This is a genomic window from Limnohabitans sp. DM1 (genome assembly GCF_001269385.1).
Classification (GTDB): Bacteria; Pseudomonadota; Gammaproteobacteria; order Burkholderiales; family Burkholderiaceae_C; genus Limnohabitans_A.
In genome coordinates, this window is sequence record NZ_CXOO01000022.1 from 16,760 (window position 1) to 33,869 (window position 17,110).

Sequence of the window (17,110 nt, forward strand, 5' to 3'; positions counted from 1 at the left end):
CGTATTCTTTGCCTTACATCGGCATATGTCAAAGTTAATTGACACTTTGACCTGAAACCGAGGGTAAACACTGAGATTTACGCCCCACAAGGATGCGTGCGTGGATGGGCATGGCGTTGGGCACCAGCTCCACATGGGTGAAACCGGCCTCTTGCATCATGGTTTGCAGCTCTTGAGGGGTGCGCAGACGCCCTGCCCCCATGGCCAAGAGGTAAAAGTGGAAATAGGCATCGACCGAAGCTTCGGGCTGCCCGGCTGCTTCGTCAGGTTGAGCCATGGGTTCGGCCAGCAGCAATGCCCCCCCCAAGGGCAAAGCCTCGAAGGCCTTTTGCAAAATGAGCTTGACCACTGCGTCCGGGTGGTCGTGTGCCACGCGCACCAAGGTGATCAAGTCAGCGCCTTGCGGCAAAGGGTCATCCAGAAAGCTGCCCGGGTGCAAGGTCACGCGCTGCGTCAAGCCCTTGGCCTGCAAGCCTTCACGGGCCAGCGCCAGCACAGGGGGCAGGTCGAACATCTTGAATTGCAGGTGGGGCTCGTACGCGGCCAGCTCGCTCACAAAACGGCCCTTGCCCGCCCCCACATCGAGCACACAGTGGTGTTCGTCAAAAAAGTAGGACGACAAAATCTCTTGCACCACAAAGCCTTGTGAGGCCGCCATGAGTTGCGAGTAGCGGGTGAACTTGTCCACCTGTTCTGCAGGCATGTGGACAGCGGGTTTTTCGTGGGCATAAGGCCAGTACTCGGCCATGCCGCCGCTCCAGGCGTTGTTCAAAAACTGTAAGGGGTCCTGCATGTCCTGGTAGAGCAGATGATTGTGCTCAATCATCTGGGCGATCCCCTCGTGCTGCGCCAGCGGCACGCCCAGCGGCCCCAGGCCAAAACGGCCTTGGCTGCGGTGCTCCAGCAGGCCCAGCGCCACCGCCGACAGCAGCAAGCGCTGCAAAACCGCTGGGGCCAGCCCGGTACGACGGGCCAGGTCTTCCAAATGCGCGGGGGCTTGATGCAAGGTCCGAAACAAGTCCAGACGCACGCAGCCGAGCAAAACCTGGCTGTGCACAAACCCGGCCATCAGATCAAACAGTTTGCGGGTTCGACGGCGCGTGAGCCAACGTGTCAGCGGGTTGCTGAGCGACCATCGGTACAAGCCGGGATGGGCGTACCAGCGCTCCAGCTGGGCTTGCCACGCATCCTTGAAAGCGGTGAAAGCTGACTGGGCCTGCATGCTGGCCAAATCCAGGGGTTGGGACATAGTGCCTCCTTCGCGTCTTGTGCTGGCCGGGCTCAGTGCGTGGCGCTGATGCGAGCCGCAGTCACCACAGAGTGGGTCTTGAAATAGCCCTCACACAGGGCTTTGGGCACCAGTCGTTCGGCTTCGACTTGCACCAATTGGCGCAACATGTCGCGGCAAGAACACGCCGGAATCGACGCAGCGGCCTGGTCAATGAGGTGATCAAAGTGGGCAATCGCCCCGTCCAGACCCAGCGCCTGGGCCGAGCTGGGGCGTGCGTGCAATGCATCCTGACCTGCGGGTTTGCCCAAGGTGGCCGCATCGGCAATCACGTCGCGGATGTCGTCTGCCACCTGATAGGCTTCACCCAAATACTGGCCCAAAGGCGCCCAAGGCTCGGGCGCCACACCGCAGCTGAGTGCACCCGCGCAGGTGGCGGACACAAACAGCGCCCCCGTTTTGGCGCGTTGGTATTGGCCCAGGTCGGCGCTGGTCTCGCATTCCCAGGCTTGCCCGGCCACGATGCCATGGGGCAGACCCACGCCCGTCGTCATGTTGTCCATCAGGGCGATCAGGCGCTCGGGCCGCTGCGCGCCAGCTTGAAGCAGCACGCGGTAGGCCATGACGATCAGGCCGTCCCCGGCCAGCAGCGCCAGCGGTTCACTGAAGGCCTTGTGCACAGTAGGGCGTCCGCGCCGGGTGTCGGCATTGTCAAAGGCGGGCATGTCGTCGTGCACCAAAGAGGCGCAATGCATCAACTCCAGCGCCACGGCAGCGGCATTGGTCAGCTCAGGCTTGTCGTCACCACAGGCGGTGGCCACGGCGATACACAGCTGCGGACGAATGCGCGCGCCCCCCGAAAACACCGCATGCCGCATGGCGGCGACCAGCCGGGGCGGCGCGCCCATGCCAGCGGCTTGCTCAAAACAGGTGCTCAGGGCTTGTTCGGCGCGTGTCAACAGACTCATGGGACCTCCGAAGGGGAAAGCCCGTCAACCCAAACTGACAGGCAGGGCTGTAAATGTAAACTGATTACACGGACTGTCAATATTTATTGACACATCAACACACGAAAGGTCAAGCCATGGGAATTTGGTTGGAGTTGGGGATTTTTGGCCTGGTGTTCGTGTTTGCCTTTTGGCAGATGCACGACGTGCGCAAGGCGCAAGAACACACGCGCCAGCAGCGGGCGCGGGAAAAGGCGGCTCAAGAGGCAAAGGATGCGCGGGAGGCGGCCAAGCAAGCACCAGACGAAACCGACATCAAGTCGTGAGCCACGCGCCTATGCCAGATGGTTTTGGGGCGCGTGCCCCGCCCATCGCCCACGGGGTGGGCTCCTACGAAACAGGGCTTTGCCACATCGCCCAAAAAAGTTTGGTTTTTGTAGGAGCCCACCCCGTGGGCAATGGCATATGGACCACCGATGTTTGATCGCCTGCAGTGCATGCAATCCGTGTTCACAAGACCTGCAATTTCGCTTAGGCTGCACCTGCAGAGAGAGAAAAATGACACGCTTCACAGCCCACGCGTACCGTTTGCGATCGGGCCGCTATTCCCAAAGTGGGCAGGTTTACATGATCACCGTGGTCACGGCTGAGCGACGGCGTATTTTTGAGGATTTTTCAGCCGCAAGGACCTTGATCGCTTACCTGAAAACAGAAAACGATTTACAACGGGCCAACACATTGGCTTTTGTGGTCATGCCGGACCACCTGCATTGGCTGATGCAATTGGGCGAAGGCGCAACACTTTCACAAGTTGTGCGCGGGGTTAAATCCCTCACTTCGCACCGGTTGGGCTATCCGGTCTGGCAGCGCGGGTACCACGACCATGCAGTGCGTCATGATGAAGACCTCAAAGCCATGTCGCGTTACGTCATTGCCAACCCGATCCGCGCTGGATTGGTGTCATCTGTTGCCGATTACCCCCATTGGGATGCCGTTTGGATTTGATCGTTGAAGGACCCGCAAGCCCAACAGCTGTAAGAATTTCAGGGCGTGTGCCACGCCCATCGCCCACAGGGTGGGCTCCTACAAAGCGTTGAACTGCAGCGCTGCCAGGCTGGCGTACAACCCCCCTTTGGCTTGCAGCTCGGCGTGGGTGCCCTGCTCCATCAAGCGGCCACGCTCGAGCACCCAGATCACATCGGCGCGTTGCACCGTGGCCAGGCGGTGGGCAATCACCAGCGTGGTGCGGCCGACCATGGCTTTGTCAAGTGCGGCTTGCACCATTTTTTCGCTTTGCGCATCGAGCGCGCTGGTGGCTTCGTCCAGCAGCAAGAGCGGCGGGTTTTTCAAAATGGCCCGTGCAATGGCGATGCGCTGGCGCTGTCCGCCCGACAAGCGCACGCCCCGGTCGCCCAGGTAGGTGTCAAAACCATCGGGCAAATCGCGGATGAACTCTTGGGCATAAGCGGCTTCGGCGGCGGCGTGCACCTCTTCCAAGCTAGCGTCGGGCCTGCCGTAGCGGATGTTCTCGATCACGGTCCCCGAAAAAATCACCGGCTCCTGCGGCACGATGGCCATGCGCTCGCGCAGTGAGTGCAGGTCCATTTGATCGATCGGCACACCGTCGAGCACGATGCGGCCCGACTGGGGGTCATGAAAGCGCATGAGCAAATCGAACAAGGTGGTCTTGCCCGCGCCACTGGGACCCACCACCGCCACCGTCTGGCCAGGATGGATCTGGCCGCTGAGCTGGTCCAGCGCCCAGGTGTCGGGGCGTGAGGGGTAATGAAAGCGCACAGCGTCGAGCTGCAGCGACGAGCCGCCTTGTGGCCAGGGCGCTTGTTGCGGCTGGGCAGCGATCTTCAAGTTGGACTCGGTGTGCAGCAACTCCATCAGTCGCTCGGTCGCGCCGGCTGCGCGCAGCAAGTCGCCGTACACCTCGCCCAGCACCGCAAAAGCGCTGGCCAGCAAGATGACGTAAAACACCGTCTCGCCCAACTGGCCTGCGGTGCTGGTGCCCGCACGCACGGCCAGCGTGCCCATGTACAGACCCCAGAGCAAGACAGCGCTCGAGGCCATGATGATGAAACCCACCAGCATGGCCCGCGCCCGGATGCGGCCCAGCGCCGTGCCCAGGGCTCGGGCGGTCGAATCAATGAAGCGACGGGTTTCACGGCCTTCAGCGGTGTAGCTTTGCACCACGCTGATGGCGTTGAGCACCTCGGAAGCGATGGCACTCGAATCGGCCACCCTGTCCTGGTTGGCCCGCGACAGGCGACGCACACGTCGACCCAAATACACACTGGGGAAAATCACCGCGGCCAGCACGGCCACCACCTGCAGCATGAGCACCGGGTTGGTCCACACCAGCATGATCAGCGCCCCCGCGCCCATGACCAGGTTGCGCAAGCCCATCGAAAATGATGAGCCCACGACGGTTTGCACCAAGGTGGTGTCGTTTGTGAGGCGCGAGAGCACTTCGCCCGACTGCGTGGTCTCAAAAAAAGCCGGGCTTTGTTTGAGCACATGGGCGTAGACCGCATTGCGCAAGTCGCCCGTGATGCGCTCACCCAGCCAGCTCACGGTGTAATAACGCCCCGAAGAAAACACCGCCAAAGCCGCGGCCACCCCAAACAGCTGCAAAAAATTGCCTGACAGCTGATCGGCTGAAGCCCCGCTGGCCAAACCTTGATCAATCAGCTGGCGCAAAACCCAGGGAAAAGCCAGGGTGGTGCCCGCCGCCAGCAACAGGAACAAAGCCGCGACACCCAAAGCCACACGGTAAGGCTTCAGAAAAGGGGTCAAACCAGTGAGCGATTGGGCAGAAGCGGCCATGAAAAAATTCAGTCTTAAGATGTCGAAGTCTGAGCATAACGGCAAATGAAAAATGCCCGCCAGCGACATGAACGGCAGCAGGGTGCCCCTCGCCTGTGCTGATAATCATCAGATTTACCCCCGACGGCACCGCTGACCCAGCGCTGTGCCTGCCCCTGAACGATAGACGGAGACAATCACCCCATGAATACAAGTTCCAGCTCGGCTTTGACGGCCACAACGCCCAAAGGCAAGACTGTCAACTGGCCTTCTTTGGCCAACGACACATTTTTGCGCGCCTGCCTGCGCCAGGCCACCGACCACACCCCCGTCTGGCTCATGCGCCAGGCCGGACGCTATTTGCCCGAGTACTGTGCCACCCGCGCCAAGGCCGGCAGCTTCATGGGCCTGGCCACCAATGTCGACTACGCCACCGAGGTGACCCTGCAGCCGCTGGACCGCTATCCGCTGGACGCGTCCATCTTGTTCAGCGACATCCTCACCGTGCCCGACGCCATGGGCCTGGGCTTGTCGTTCGCACAAGGCGAAGGCCCGCGCTTTGCCAAAAACGTGCGCGACGAAGCCGCCGTGGCCGAGTTGGCCGTGCCCGACATGAACAAGCTGCGCTATGTGTTCGATGCCGTCACATCCATCCGCAAAGCGCTCAATGGCCGCGTGCCTTTGATCGGCTTTTCTGGCAGCCCCTGGACGCTGGCGTGCTACATGGTCGAGGGCGCGGGCTCTGACGACTACCGCCATGTGAAGACCCTGATGTACAGCCGCCCGGATTTGATGCACCGCATCTTGGAAATCAACGCCGATGCCGTGGCCCTGTACCTGAACACGCAAATCGAAGCCGGTGCCCAAGCCGTCATGGTCTTTGACAGCTGGGGCGGCGTGCTGGCCGATGGGGCCTTCCAGCAGTTCAGCCTGGCCTACACGGCCCGCGTGCTGAGCCAATTGAAAACCGAGCACAACGGCCAGCGCATCCCCAGCATCGTCTTCACCAAAGGCGGGGGCCTGTGGCTGCCCGAGATGGCGGACCTCAACTGCGACGTGCTGGGCCTGGACTGGACCATGAACCTGGGTCGCGCCCGGGCCCTCGTGGGCGGCCAAGTGGGCGGCCCCGGCAAGGCGCTGCAAGGCAACATCGACCCGAACATCCTGTTTGCGCCGCCTGCACAGATCGCGACCGAGGTGCACCGGGTACTGGACAGCTTTGGCACGCCGCACACCGACCGCAGCACCACCGGCCCCACCCACATCTTCAACCTGGGCCACGGCATCAGCCAATACACCCCGCCAGAGCATGTCACGGCGCTGGTGGAGGCGGTGCACAGCCATTCGCGGAAACTGCGCCAGAGCCACTGATGCAGCCACCTGCCGAGGCCACAGATTCTGCGCATGCGGCGGGCCTGTGTACCCGGAGGATGTGCAAGGGTTTCCACCCTTTTGATCCGGCCCTGTGAAGTTTGCAGGGTGACTTCAATCTTGTACTTTGTGGGAGCTAGCCCTGCTGGCGATCAGCATCTTGTGGACCGCAGGCTTTTCGCTTGGCTGGCAAGCTCCCACAAAATCCTCCCAACGGGCAACACACGGCTCAGACTCGCAGGTCGGCGGTCGAAGACCCCGACATGGGGCCTGTGCCAAAGGCTGAAAACGTCGGACTCTGCGAGTACCGACCTACGAGATGCCATTTCTCACACATTTCAAACTTCAGCGTGCCGAATCAATAAAGCCAAGCGCCCCCTGCGCTTGATGCGTCAAGGGACAGCCTCTGGAGTAGGTCAAGTCAAACCATCCATTTGGCCAGCGCTTGGCTAGTGGCTTCGGGCAGTTCTTCGGGGATGAAGTGGCCCGAAGGCATGACCTGCCCGCTCACATGGCCCGCGCATTGCGCCTGCCACAGCTCAACCGGCTTGAACATGCGGTTGACCACACCCCGACTGCCCCACAAGACCAGCGTGTCGCAAGCGATTTTGTCGCCGTGCGCGCGGCTTTCACGGTCGTGCGCCAGGTCGATGCCAGCACTGGCGCGGTAGTCTTCGGCCGCGCTGTGAACAGCCGCTGACCAGCCTTTTTCGTTCAAGGTCGGGTTGCAAAAGGCGCGTTCGTATTCGGCCAAGGCCTCGGGCTCGATGTAGCCCATGCCCTGGCTGCCCCAGCCGCCGAGCTTGGCGTGCAAATAGGCCTGGGGGTTGCCGCCGATCATGAACTCGGGCAGGGGCGCGGGCTGCGTCAGGTGGAACCAATGGTAGTAGGCCTGTGCAAAGGCGAAGTACGGGTCGGCCACAGGGCCGGAGACCTCAGGGGTTTTGCCCCAAAGACCGCTGTACATGTCGAAGGTGGGCGCGATGTCGATCACGCACAACTTCTTGACGCGCTGGGCATGGTCAAGCGCCAAACGGTGCGCCACGCGGCCACCTCGGTCGTGACCGCACAGGAAAAAATCCCCCACGCCCAGGGCGTCGAGCAGGCCCACCACTTCTTGCGCCATGGCGCGTTTGCTGTAGTGCGTGTGCTCAGCGTCACCCACGGCGTGCGACGAATCGCCGTAACCCCGCAGGTCGGGCATGACCAGGCGGTAACGGCCGCGCAGGTTTTGCGCGACGCGGTGCCACATGACATGGGTTTGCGGAAAGCCGTGCAGCAACACCAGCACGGGCAGGTGCGCTTGCGCAGCCCAATCGGCCGATTGCCGAAAGCAGACTGGCAAGCCCGCCACCGTGCGTGTGTGCCGCTCGAAGCCTTCAAACCAGGCCATCAGTCGACCTTGGCACCCGAGGCCTTGACGACATCGGCCCACTTCTTGTGTTCGGCTTCAATCATGGCCGCAAACTGAGCGGGCGTGTTGCCGCTGGGGATCGCGCCCAAGGTGGCCAGGCGCTCTTTCATGGCGGGGGTGGCGAGCGACTTGGCCACTTCTTGCTGGATGCGGCTGACCACATCGGGGGGGGTGCCTGCAGGGGCCAACAAACCAAACCAGCTGCTGGCTTCGAAGCCTTTGAGGCCGGCAGCTTCTTCGATGGTGGGCAACTCAGGCATGGCCGCCGAGCGCTGGGAACTGGTCACCGCCAGGGCTTTGAGCTTGCCGCCTTTGATCAGCGGAATGGCTGAGGGCAGGTTGTCAAACATCACGTCCATGGTGCCGCCCGACAAATCCAGCAGCGCTGGGGCAGAACCCCGGTAAGGAATGTGCGCCATGAAAGTGCCGGTCTGCGACTTGAACAACTCGCCCGCCAAGTGGATGGAGGTGCCGTTGCCACTCGATGCCATGTTCAGCTTGCCGGGGTTGGCTTTGGCGTACTGAATGAAGTCTTTGACGGTGTTGATCTTGTTGGCCGCGGCTTTTTCGGCGTTGACCACCATCACGTTGGGCACGCCCGCCACCAATGTGATGGGGGCGAAGTCCTTGAAGGGGTCGTAGGGGAGCTTGGCGTACAGGGCGCGGTTGATGCCGTGTGTGCCCACCGTGCCCATGAGCAGGGTGTAGCCGTCGCCTGCGGACTTGGCCACGATTTCTGCCCCCAGGTTGCCCCCGGCCCCCCCTTTGTTTTCAATGACAAATTGCTGACCAAAAGCTTTGCTCAAATCCGGGGCGATGGCGCGGGCCAGGATGTCGGTGGTGCCGCCGGGTGCGAAGGGCACCACGATCTTGACGGGTTTGTTGGGCCAGGCGGTTTGCCCCCAGGCCATGGACGAAGTTGCCAGCAACGCAGCGGCCGCAACACCACCCATGATGTGTCGGCGGTTCAATTTTGAAATCATGCGGGTCTCCTTAAAAACGTGAGTCCTGCATGATGACATCATCGCTTCAAGCCCCTGTCACCCAAGCGCCGAAACACCCCCACACCAAGGGTTTGTCTGAGGTTGAACCCCCAGACAAACATGTCCAGCTTGCGCAACACGCGGCTTGATCCTCCTCAGATCGGCGCACTGATGCCTTCGCGCGCCATGCGTCGGTAAATGGTGGAGCGACTGACGCCCAGTTGGCGGGCCACTTCCGAGACATTCCAGCGCTCTTGGCGCAAATGCGCCAGGAGTTGGGCGCTCTTTTCGGGCAGGGCTGACTCTGGCATGGACGACGCTGGCTGGCCGGACAGGGCTGTGCAAGACGCCAGCGGCTCCCCCGAGGCCAAGCGGGGCGGCAACAAAGGCACGCCCGCACCGCACTGCAACTCGCGTGGCAAATGCCTGGGCTCGATCAGATTGCGTTCACACAAGGCCACCGCCGTTCGCAACACGTTTTTCAACTCGCGGATATTGCCAGGCCATGCATAGTGCTTCAACAAATCGCAGGCCTCTGGCGTGATGGTGGGAATGAACACCCTGGACTGTGCGCGCGTTTGTGCGTGCAAGACCTGTTCAATCAGTGCGCCCAGATCCTGGCGTTCACGCAAAGCAGGCAACTCGATCACGATGCCACTCAAACGAAAATACAAGTCTTGCCGGAAGTGTCCCTTGTCCACCATGGACAGCAGCTTGCGGTGCGAAGCGCAAATGACCTGCACTTCCACTTTGGCCGACACCTCTGCGCCCAAGGGCATGACTTCACCTTCCGCCAGAACGCGCAACAAGCGGGTCTGCAAAGCCAGTGGCATGTCGCCAATTTCATCCAGAAACAAGGTGCCGCCATCGGCTTGCTGGATCTTGCCCTTGACCCCTTTGGCGCGTGCCCCGGTAAAGGCGCCATCCGCATAGCCAAACAACTCACTCTCAATCAGGCTTTCGGGAATGGCTGCGCAATTGAGGGCGATAAAGGATTGGTCTTTGCGGGCGCTGCACTGGTGCATGGCTTGCGCAAACATTTCCTTGCCGGTGCCAGTCTCCCCATGCAGCAAGACCGAAATGCCCTTGTTCATCACCCGACTGGCCTTGAGCACGTTGGACATCATCAAGGGGTCCGTACCGGCCAGCACATGCAAAGCTTGCAGGTCCGTGCCCACCGAAGCGGCCTGGGCATGGTTTGCCAAGACCCTGTTCACACGCGGCTGCGTGGGATGCGTGAGTTTGGCAAAGTAGCGCCGCGCACTGGCCACATGGCGCACTTCGAAGGCGTCACCTTTGGCCCGGTGCGCCTGAGTGACCAGTGCGGGCATGTCCAGGCCCCACACATGGCTGATGTCTGCCCCCATGCACGTCAGCGCATGCGCCAGTGGATGGTCCGGATGCGCCCCCAAGCATTGACGCGCCCGGCTGTTGGCGGCCATGACCCGCCCGCTCTCGTCCAATGCCATCAAGAGGCTGACCTGCACATCCAGCAAGGCCCGACTTTCGCTCAGGTGCAAGACGCAGTGGTGGCGATGCTGGCGCAAAAAATAAGCGTCCTCGACCATTCGGGCCGTTTGCGACACCATTTGCAGCACCAGGTGTTGGCTGCGCTTGTCATGCGGTGAATACAGCGCCGATGCATCCAGAACGGCCAGTAAATCACCCCCAGGTCCGAACACCGGGGCAGAGCTGCAGGTCAAGGTGGTGTTGGGCGAGCGAAAGTGCTCATCGTGGTGCACGGTGATGGGTGCGCGTTCAATCGAACACACGCCCACCGCGCAAGTGCCTTCCACCTCCTCTGACCAGCAAGCCCCCACGTAAAGACCCGCATGTCGCAGCTCTTTGTCGTGGGCCTCGTTGTTCACAAAGTCCACCGTCACGCCCTGTGGATCGGTCAGCAACACCACATAACCAGCATCCCGCACTTGGCGCGAGAGTTGATTCATGCCCTCGCGCGCGGTGTGCATCAAGTCTTCCAACGGCGTTTGGTAGTCCTTGAGCTGGCCCCTCGAATACACCCTGGGTGGCGTGCTCAGACCGGGGTCTATCTGGTAGCGCTCCAGAGACCGTTTCCAGGACTTGGCCAGGGCCGAGTCGCCCTGCATGGCCTGACGAATGCGCTGGTCGATGACGGAAGCAGAAAAGGACATGGTGAAAGGGGTGAACACGCCCATACCAGCGCTGCAAGAGGTATTTCTCCAAGCGCCGTATGCCTACGTGTAGTCGTTGACAAGACGAGTCCATCGTAGTCATTTATGCCTCTGTATTCATTGGCGCTTACCCGACTCCAAGGTGTCATTTGTTGCATGGGAATGCAACACCTGTCGCACCCCGAAAGGCGGCCATTGCATCAGCTGTCTGCCCTGTGCAACAGGCCAGCGGCCATGCAGTCAGGGCAATCCCTTGCTGGAACTGGCTTTTGGCCGCTGGCACGGCGATTGCAAAAGTTCATCGTCCGATGCCCGTCATTCGACGGTGCACGGCGCCAGAACTTGAGGAGATATGCATGCAAGCAAGTACCGAGCAATTGCGGTGGATGTACGAAACGATGGTCGAAATTCGTGAGTACGAAGAAACCATGGTCAAGGTGTATATGGAAGGCAAACTGCCGCCCGCCATTCAAAAAGGCCTGGCCTTTGACATCGGCTCAGGCCCCGTGCCCGGAGAGATGCACCTGGCCGCAGGCCAGGAGCCGGTGGCCGTTGGGGTGTGCGCGCATCTGCGCCAAGACGACACCGTGGTGGGCGCACACCGCCCGCACCACTTTGCCATTGCCAAGGGCGTGCCCCTCAAACCCATGACAGCCGAGATGTTTGGCAAGGCCACGGGCCTGGGCCGTGGCAAGGGCGGTCACATGCATTTGTTTGACCCGGAGCACAAGTTCAGCTGCAGCGGCATCGTGGGCGCCAGCATGCCCCCGGCCTGCGGCGCAGCGCTGGCCGCCAAAAAGCGCGGCACCGATGCGGTGGCCGTCGCCTTTTTTGGAGAAGGCGCCACCAACCAGGGCGCCTTCCATGAATCCATGAACCTGGCTGCCCTGTGGCGCTTGCCGGTGATTTTTGTGTGCGAAGACAACGCGTATGCCATCTCGGTCGAAAAGTCCGAATCGACCTCTGTGGCCTGGAATTCAGACCGTGCAGCGGCATACGGCATGCCCGGCATTTTGGTGAAAGACAACGACGCCGTCGAAGTGTTCAAAGCCGCAGGCCAAGCCGTGGCGCGGGCACGCGCAGGCCTTGGGCCAACCCTGATCGAGGTCAAGACCGACCGCTACCTGGGTCACTTTCAAGGTGACCCGGAAACCTACCGCCCCAAAGGCGAAACAGAGGCATTGCGCAAAAACGATCCGATCCCGCACCTGGCGCAGCAACTGCGTGCCCTGGGCGCCCTGGACGAGAGCCAAGACGCGGCATTGCGCCAGGCCGTGCACCAGCGCGTTCAAGAGGCTTACGACTTCGCGCGCAACAGCCCCTACCCCGAAGCCGAAGACGCCTTGCTGCATGTCTTTGCCTGAACTTTTCAGCCTCGGAAAACCCCACACCCCCTCACATTTCAGGAGTCCTTCATGACCCAACCCACCCGCAAGCTCACCATGGCCCAAGCCATCTCCGAAGCCATTGGCCAGGAGATGGAGCGCGACGCAGAAGTCTTTGTGCTCGGCGAAGACGTCGGCAAGTACGGCGGCATCTTCGGTGCCACCGGCGGCCTGCTCGACAAGTTTGGCAAAGACCGCATCATGGACACGCCCATCTCTGAAACCGGCTTCATTGGCGCGGCCATCGGTGCGGCGGCAGAAGGCATGCGCCCGATTGCCGAATTGATGTTTGTCGACTTCTTTGGCGTGTGCATGGACATGATCTACAACCACATGGCCAAAAACACCTACATGGCCGGTGGCAACATCCAGCTGCCCATGGTGCTGATGACGGCCATTGGCGGCGGCTACAACGATGCGGCGCAGCACTCGCAATGCCTGTACGCCACATTTGCCCACATGCCGGGCCTTAAGGTGGTGGTGCCCTCCAACGCCTATGACGCCAAGGGTTTGATGACGCAGGCCATTCGGGACAACAACCCCGTGGTCTTCATGTTCCACAAAGGCATCATGGGCCTGCCCTGGATGTCCTACCTGGAGGGCAGCACCAACGAGGTGCCGCAAGAGGCTTACACCATCCCATTCGGCAAGGCCAAGGTCGTGCGCGAAGGCCGCGATGTGACGATCGTCACGCTCAGCCAGATGGTGCAAAAAGCGGTGCTGGCCGCCGAAACCCTGGCCGCACAGGGCATCGACGCCGAGATTGTGGATTTGCGCACCGTGGTGCCCCTGGACCGCGAAACCATCTTGGCCTCGGTCAGCAAGACGGGGCGTCTGCTGGTGGCCGATGAAGACTATTTGAGCTTTGGTCTGTCGGGCGAGATCGCCGCACTGGTGGCCGAAAACCTGGACATCCTCACCCTCAAAACACCTGTGCGGCGCTTGGCCGTGCCCGATGTGCCGATTCCCTACAGCCGTCCGCTGGAACAATTCGTCATTCCGCAAGTGGCCAACATCGTGCAGCAGGCACAAGCCTTGATGGTGGCGCCGAAAGTGAAGGTGGCCGCATGAACGCCGTGACCTTGCCCGCCGAATTGTGGGCCGACGTGGATGAGGGCACCGAAGCCCTGGTGGAAGAATGGCGAGTCAAAGAACAAGACACGGTGACGGCAGGTCAAGTGCTGGGCAGCGTGGTTCTGGTCAAGTCCAGCCATGAAATCACGGCCCCCGTGGCCGGCACCGTGCAACGCATTTGCGTTCAGGTCGAGGAGACTTTCGCACGCGGCACCACACTGATTGAGCTGTCATGAGCGTCATTCCCCTCAAAGGCATGCGAGGTGCGATTGCGCGCAACATGACCTTGGGCTGGCAAGCCCCTCGCGTGGCCATGACCATGGAAGTCGACATGTCGGCCTGCCTGGGCCAACAAGTCGGCATCACGCCCCAGGTGCTCAGCGCGGTCGCAGGCGCTTTGCGGGATCACCCCGCACTCAACGCGTGGCTGACCCCCGAGGGCATCGCACCGCAGAGCGTGGTGAATCTGGGGATGGCCGTCGCGCTGGCAGAAGGCTTGGCTGTGCCTGTGATCCGCAACGCGGCGGCCAGGTCACTGACCGACATGGCGCAGCAGGTTCGGGAATTGGCCGCAGCAGCACGCCAGCAAAGCTTGCCGCCCAAGGCCTACCAAGGCGGCAGCTTCACGGTGACGAATCTGGGCGCCACGGGCATTGACTGGTTCACGCCGATTCTCAATCCACCCCAAGTGGGCATTTTGGGCATCGGCCGCACGCTGGACACCCCCGTGGTGCGTGACGGCCAGATCGTGATGGCGCCCATGATGTCCATGATTTTGGTGTTCGATCACCGCGCTGTGGATGGTCACCCTGCCGCCTTGTTCCTGGCCGACTTGCGCAAGCGACTGGAAGCAGGAGTCCTGCCATGAAGCGCGACTGGCCAGTCGATTGCCTGACGGTGTCTGCGGCAGAGGAACAGCGCTGGAACGAGCAGCAACTGAGCACGCTGGTGACGCAACCCATCACGCGCTTTTGGCGCTACACGGAACCCGCTTTGGTGCTGGGCTGTGGGCAACGCGCCAGCTTGGCGCAACTGCCCGACAGCCCCATACCCGCGCTGGTGCGCCATGCCGGTGGCGGCGCGGTGCTGACGGGTCCCTGGATGCTGAGCCTGTCGGTCATGCTGCCGCCTGACCACCCGGCTGTCAGCTCAGGGATTTTGAGCAGCTACCGCTGGTTGGGCGAGAGCCTGGCCACAGCCTTGCAAAGCAGTTGGGGGGTGCCCGCGCAAGCCCTGGCCAAGCACGCGCCCAAGCCCCCACATTGGGCCTGTTTTGCAGGCTTGTCCCCCTGGGAAGTCGTGGCCGATGGGCGAAAGCTCGTCGGTCTCGCCCAGGTCCGCCGAAGCACGGGCGTGTTGCTGACCGCCGGTGTTTTGGTGAGCCCGCCCGACTGGGCACTGCTGTGCCAAGCCATGGGCAAACCCCTGACAGACGCCATGCACCTTGAATGCGCAACGACTTCGATCAGTGCGCATGGGGGCCACGCGGTCACGGCCCACGATGTGTTTCCTGCACTGGCTTTGGCCGTGCAAGAAGCACTCCATTCATTTTTACCTCAGGAGACTTTATGAGCACTCAAAAACCTTCTATGCGTGTCCTCGACAAACTGCCCCAAGTGCAGCGCCGGAGCTTTCTCGCCGGTGCTGCCGGCATGAGCGTCGTGCCTATCTCGGCGCTGAGCATGGCCCCAACAGCTTTGCACGCAGCGTCCTTCAAGGTACTGGGCAGCCAAACCGGGGCCACGCTGCTGCGCATGGCACGCGACATTTATCCGCACGACAAGCTCGCCGACCGCTATTACCTGCAAGCGCTGATGGCCCATGAGAAAGCCTCGGCCAAAGACGCGGCACTGAAAAAAATGATCGCCGACGGCGTGGCAGAACTGGACGCGCAAGCCAAGCGCCGCTTTGGCAGCAGCTACGCCGCAATTCCAAAAGAAGCCGATCGCGTCAGCGTGCTCAAAGGCATGGAGCAGTCGCCTTTCTTTCAAAAAATTCGCGGCGACATGGTCACAGGTCTTTACGACAACAAGCAGGTCTGGCCCATGTTGGGCTACGAAGGCTCATCTTGGCAAAAGGTCGGTTACGTCAACCGTGGCTTCAACGACATCAACTGGCTTTGAGCCACTTTAAAGGAGACAAACACATGGCAACACCCACACAATTCAGCCTCAACGACGACAGCGTCGTGGTCATCGTCGGCTCCGGCGCGGGCGGCGGAACCCTGGCCAATGAGTTGGCCCAAAAAGGCATCAACTGCGTGATTCTGGAGGCGGGCAAACACTACACCCAGGCCGATATCGACAACGACGAATGGGGCATGTTCAACAAAATTTCCTGGCTGGACAAGCGCATCTCGGCCGGTGGCTGGCACCACACCAAGACCTACCCCGGCCTGCCCGCCTGGATCGTCAAGGGCGTCGGTGGTTCATCTGTCCACTGGGCAGGCCTTGCCTTGCGCTTTCAGCCGCACGAATTCAAAACCCGCAGCACCTATGGCGAACAAGCGGGCACGCAAGTGATGGATTGGCCTGTGGATTACGCTGAAATGGCCCCCTTTTATGAGCTGGCCGAAAAGAAATTGGGCGTCACGGGCACAGCTGCCAGCGGATTGCCCATGCTGCCCGAAAACAACCACTACAAGGTCATCGCTGCCGGAGCGCGCAAGATCGGCTACAAAAACATCGTGCGCCCCATGGCCATCAACTCGCAGGCCTACCAGCACCGCCCCGGTTGCCAGCAAATCGGCTTTTGCATGCAAGGCTGCAAGATCGGCGCGAAATGGTCCACCCTGTATGCAGACATTCCGGATGCCCTGGGCACCGGCAAGGTCGAGCTGCGCCCGCAGTCCATGGCCCTGCGCATTGAACATGACGCACAGGGCAAAGCCACGGGCGTGCTGTATGCCGACAAAAACGGCAAGCAGCATTTCCAGAAAGCGCGCATCGTTTGTGTCGCAGGCAACTCGATTGAGTCGCCACGCCTCTTGCTGAACTCGGCCTCCAGCATGTTCCGTGACGGTTTGGCCAACTCGTCCGGCCAGGTGGGGCGCAATTACATGAACCACGCCACAGCGGCAGCGGCGTCGATTTATGACAAACCGGTCTACATGTACCGTGGCACCTCTATTGGTGCAGTGGTGGCCGATGAAGCACGACATGACGCATCACGCGGCTTCAATGGTGGTTACTACCTCGAAGGTTTGTCTCTGGGCCTGCCCTTCATGGCGGCCTTCATGCAACCGGGCGGTTGGGGGCGCGATTTCACATCGGCCATTGATTTGTACGACCACATGACCTGCGTCTGGGTATGCGGAGAAGACCAGGCCATGGCGGACAACCGCATCACCCTGCACGCCACGGTAAAAGACCAATATGGTCTGCCCGTCCCCGTCGTCACCAAGACCTACACCGCCAACGATGATCGGCTCGCCAGCCACGGCCTCAAGCAATGGCGTGCTTTGTCCGAAGCCGTGGGGGCCAAGCGTGTGATCGACATGCCGCCTTACCCGGCCAGCCACAACATGGGCACCAACCGCATGAGTGAAAAAGCCCGTGACGGGGTGGTCAACCGCCACGGTCAGGCGCACGACATCAAAAACCTCTTTGTCTCGGACGGCAGCCAATTCACGTCCAGCGGCGCCTGCAACCCGACCCTGACCATCGTGGCCCTGGCCATTCGGCAAGCCGGTTTCATTGAAAACGCGATGAAACGCCGGGACCTTTGAGGGCCTGCTCGGCA

16 protein-coding genes are annotated in these 17,110 nt (G+C 61.3%); 10 read left to right on the plus strand and 6 right to left on the minus strand.

Going from position 1 to position 17,110, the window contains the following annotated elements; all coding sequences use genetic code 11:
* Nucleotides 1-34 precede the first annotated feature (34 nt).
* Nucleotides 35-1,249 (minus strand): methyltransferase, encoded by a 1,215-nt coding sequence (locus AMM33_RS07875; protein ID WP_090140180.1) that lies wholly within the window; start codon nt 1,247-1,249, stop codon nt 35-37.
* Nucleotides 1,250-1,281: 32 nt separating this feature from the next.
* Nucleotides 1,282-2,196, minus strand: a complete 915-nt coding sequence (locus AMM33_RS07880; protein ID WP_090140182.1) for a polyprenyl synthetase family protein — start codon at nt 2,194-2,196, stop codon at nt 1,282-1,284.
* A 116-nt stretch (nt 2,197-2,312) separates the two neighbouring features.
* On the opposite strand from AMM33_RS07880, the gene AMM33_RS07885 reads away from it, so the two are divergent.
* Together AMM33_RS07885 and AMM33_RS07890 are read left to right on the plus strand one after the other, a co-directional pair.
* Nucleotides 2,313-2,501 carry a hypothetical protein gene (locus tag AMM33_RS07885; RefSeq protein ID WP_090140186.1) on the plus strand — a complete coding sequence of 63 codons (189 nt, stop codon included), beginning with the start codon at nt 2,313-2,315 and terminating at the stop codon, nt 2,499-2,501.
* Between the two features lie 232 nt (nt 2,502-2,733).
* Nucleotides 2,734-3,180, plus strand: a complete 447-nt coding sequence (locus AMM33_RS07890; RefSeq protein ID WP_090140188.1) for an REP-associated tyrosine transposase — start codon at nt 2,734-2,736, stop codon at nt 3,178-3,180.
* Nucleotides 3,181-3,258: 78 nt separating this feature from the next.
* Here AMM33_RS07890 and AMM33_RS07895 read toward each other — a convergent pair whose 3' ends face one another.
* Nucleotides 3,259-5,010, minus strand: coding sequence for an ABC transporter transmembrane domain-containing protein (locus tag AMM33_RS07895; RefSeq protein WP_090140523.1), 1,752 nt, complete (start codon nt 5,008-5,010; stop codon nt 3,259-3,261).
* Between the two features lie 183 nt (nt 5,011-5,193).
* Between AMM33_RS07895 and hemE the strand changes: the two genes are divergently transcribed.
* The gene (hemE, locus tag AMM33_RS07900) at nt 5,194-6,360 is read left to right on the plus strand and encodes a uroporphyrinogen decarboxylase (RefSeq protein WP_090140190.1); all 1,167 of its coding nucleotides are present in this window, start codon (nt 5,194-5,196) and stop codon (nt 6,358-6,360) included.
* A gap of 421 nt (nt 6,361-6,781) precedes the next feature.
* On the opposite strand, the gene AMM33_RS07905 is transcribed toward hemE, so the two are convergent.
* The 3 genes from AMM33_RS07905 to AMM33_RS07915 form a co-directional block, all read right to left on the minus strand.
* Nucleotides 6,782-7,753, minus strand: coding sequence for an alpha/beta fold hydrolase (locus AMM33_RS07905; protein ID WP_090140192.1), 972 nt, complete (start codon nt 7,751-7,753; stop codon nt 6,782-6,784).
* Nucleotides 7,753-8,757 carry a Bug family tripartite tricarboxylate transporter substrate binding protein gene (locus AMM33_RS07910; RefSeq protein WP_090140194.1) on the minus strand — a complete coding sequence of 335 codons (1,005 nt, stop codon included), beginning with the start codon at nt 8,755-8,757 and terminating at the stop codon, nt 7,753-7,755. The genes AMM33_RS07905 and AMM33_RS07910 overlap by 1 nt, the downstream gene beginning before the upstream one ends.
* Before the next feature lie 155 nt (nt 8,758-8,912).
* Nucleotides 8,913-10,910, minus strand: coding sequence for a sigma-54-dependent Fis family transcriptional regulator (locus AMM33_RS07915; protein ID WP_090140525.1), 1,998 nt, complete (start codon nt 10,908-10,910; stop codon nt 8,913-8,915).
* Nucleotides 10,911-11,266: 356 nt separating this feature from the next.
* Here AMM33_RS07915 and AMM33_RS07920 point away from each other — a divergent pair, with 356 nt between their 5' ends.
* Genes AMM33_RS07920 through AMM33_RS07950 form a run of 7 tightly spaced genes read left to right on the plus strand, consistent with a single transcriptional unit; the run spans nt 11,267 to nt 17,096 of the window.
* On the plus strand, nt 11,267-12,274 hold the full coding sequence (locus AMM33_RS07920) for a thiamine pyrophosphate-dependent dehydrogenase E1 component subunit alpha (protein WP_090140196.1): 1,008 nt from the start codon (nt 11,267-11,269) through the stop codon (nt 12,272-12,274).
* Nucleotides 12,275-12,325: 51 nt separating this feature from the next.
* Nucleotides 12,326-13,366, plus strand: a complete 1,041-nt coding sequence (locus tag AMM33_RS07925) for an alpha-ketoacid dehydrogenase subunit beta (protein ID WP_053172431.1) — start codon at nt 12,326-12,328, stop codon at nt 13,364-13,366.
* Nucleotides 13,363-13,605 carry a lipoyl domain-containing protein gene (locus AMM33_RS07930; RefSeq protein ID WP_090140198.1) on the plus strand — a complete coding sequence of 81 codons (243 nt, stop codon included), beginning with the start codon at nt 13,363-13,365 and terminating at the stop codon, nt 13,603-13,605. Before AMM33_RS07925 ends, AMM33_RS07930 begins: the two co-directional genes overlap by 4 nt.
* The gene (locus tag AMM33_RS07935) at nt 13,602-14,237 is read left to right on the plus strand and encodes a 2-oxo acid dehydrogenase subunit E2 (protein ID WP_090140200.1); all 636 of its coding nucleotides are present in this window, start codon (nt 13,602-13,604) and stop codon (nt 14,235-14,237) included. The genes AMM33_RS07930 and AMM33_RS07935 overlap by 4 nt, the downstream gene beginning before the upstream one ends.
* Entirely contained in the window at nt 14,234-14,941 is a 708-nt protein-coding gene (locus AMM33_RS07940) for a lipoate--protein ligase family protein (RefSeq protein WP_090140202.1), read from the plus strand. Before AMM33_RS07935 ends, AMM33_RS07940 begins: the two co-directional genes overlap by 4 nt.
* Nucleotides 14,938-15,492, plus strand: a complete 555-nt coding sequence (locus AMM33_RS07945; protein WP_228768014.1) for a gluconate 2-dehydrogenase subunit 3 family protein — start codon at nt 14,938-14,940, stop codon at nt 15,490-15,492. Before AMM33_RS07940 ends, AMM33_RS07945 begins: the two co-directional genes overlap by 4 nt.
* Before the next feature lie 23 nt (nt 15,493-15,515).
* Nucleotides 15,516-17,096, plus strand: coding sequence for a GMC family oxidoreductase (locus tag AMM33_RS07950; RefSeq protein WP_090140203.1), 1,581 nt, complete (start codon nt 15,516-15,518; stop codon nt 17,094-17,096).
* The last annotated feature ends 14 nt before the right edge of the window (nt 17,097-17,110 follow it).

Coding starts and splice junctions, on each gene's coding strand:
- AMM33_RS07885 (WP_090140186.1), top strand. CDS start 2,313: ATGGGAATTTGGTTGGAGTTGGGGATTTTTGGCCTGGTGTTCGTGTTT.
- AMM33_RS07875 (WP_090140180.1), bottom strand. CDS start 1,249: ATGTCCCAACCCCTGGATTTGGCCAGCATGCAGGCCCAGTCAGCTTTC.
- AMM33_RS07890 (WP_090140188.1), top strand. CDS start 2,734: ATGACACGCTTCACAGCCCACGCGTACCGTTTGCGATCGGGCCGCTAT.
- AMM33_RS07930 (WP_090140198.1), top strand. CDS start 13,363: ATGAACGCCGTGACCTTGCCCGCCGAATTGTGGGCCGACGTGGATGAG.
- hemE (WP_090140190.1), top strand. CDS start 5,194: ATGAATACAAGTTCCAGCTCGGCTTTGACGGCCACAACGCCCAAAGGC.
- AMM33_RS07920 (WP_090140196.1), top strand. CDS start 11,267: ATGCAAGCAAGTACCGAGCAATTGCGGTGGATGTACGAAACGATGGTC.
- AMM33_RS07940 (WP_090140202.1), top strand. CDS start 14,234: ATGAAGCGCGACTGGCCAGTCGATTGCCTGACGGTGTCTGCGGCAGAG.
- AMM33_RS07950 (WP_090140203.1), top strand. CDS start 15,516: ATGGCAACACCCACACAATTCAGCCTCAACGACGACAGCGTCGTGGTC.
- AMM33_RS07905 (WP_090140192.1), bottom strand. CDS start 7,753: ATGGCCTGGTTTGAAGGCTTCGAGCGGCACACACGCACGGTGGCGGGC.
- AMM33_RS07945 (WP_228768014.1), top strand. CDS start 14,938: ATGAGCACTCAAAAACCTTCTATGCGTGTCCTCGACAAACTGCCCCAA.
- AMM33_RS07895 (WP_090140523.1), bottom strand. CDS start 5,010: ATGGCCGCTTCTGCCCAATCGCTCACTGGTTTGACCCCTTTTCTGAAG.
- AMM33_RS07910 (WP_090140194.1), bottom strand. CDS start 8,757: ATGATTTCAAAATTGAACCGCCGACACATCATGGGTGGTGTTGCGGCC.
- AMM33_RS07935 (WP_090140200.1), top strand. CDS start 13,602: ATGAGCGTCATTCCCCTCAAAGGCATGCGAGGTGCGATTGCGCGCAAC.
- AMM33_RS07915 (WP_090140525.1), bottom strand. CDS start 10,910: ATGTCCTTTTCTGCTTCCGTCATCGACCAGCGCATTCGTCAGGCCATG.
- AMM33_RS07925 (WP_053172431.1), top strand. CDS start 12,326: ATGACCCAACCCACCCGCAAGCTCACCATGGCCCAAGCCATCTCCGAA.
- AMM33_RS07880 (WP_090140182.1), bottom strand. CDS start 2,196: ATGAGTCTGTTGACACGCGCCGAACAAGCCCTGAGCACCTGTTTTGAG.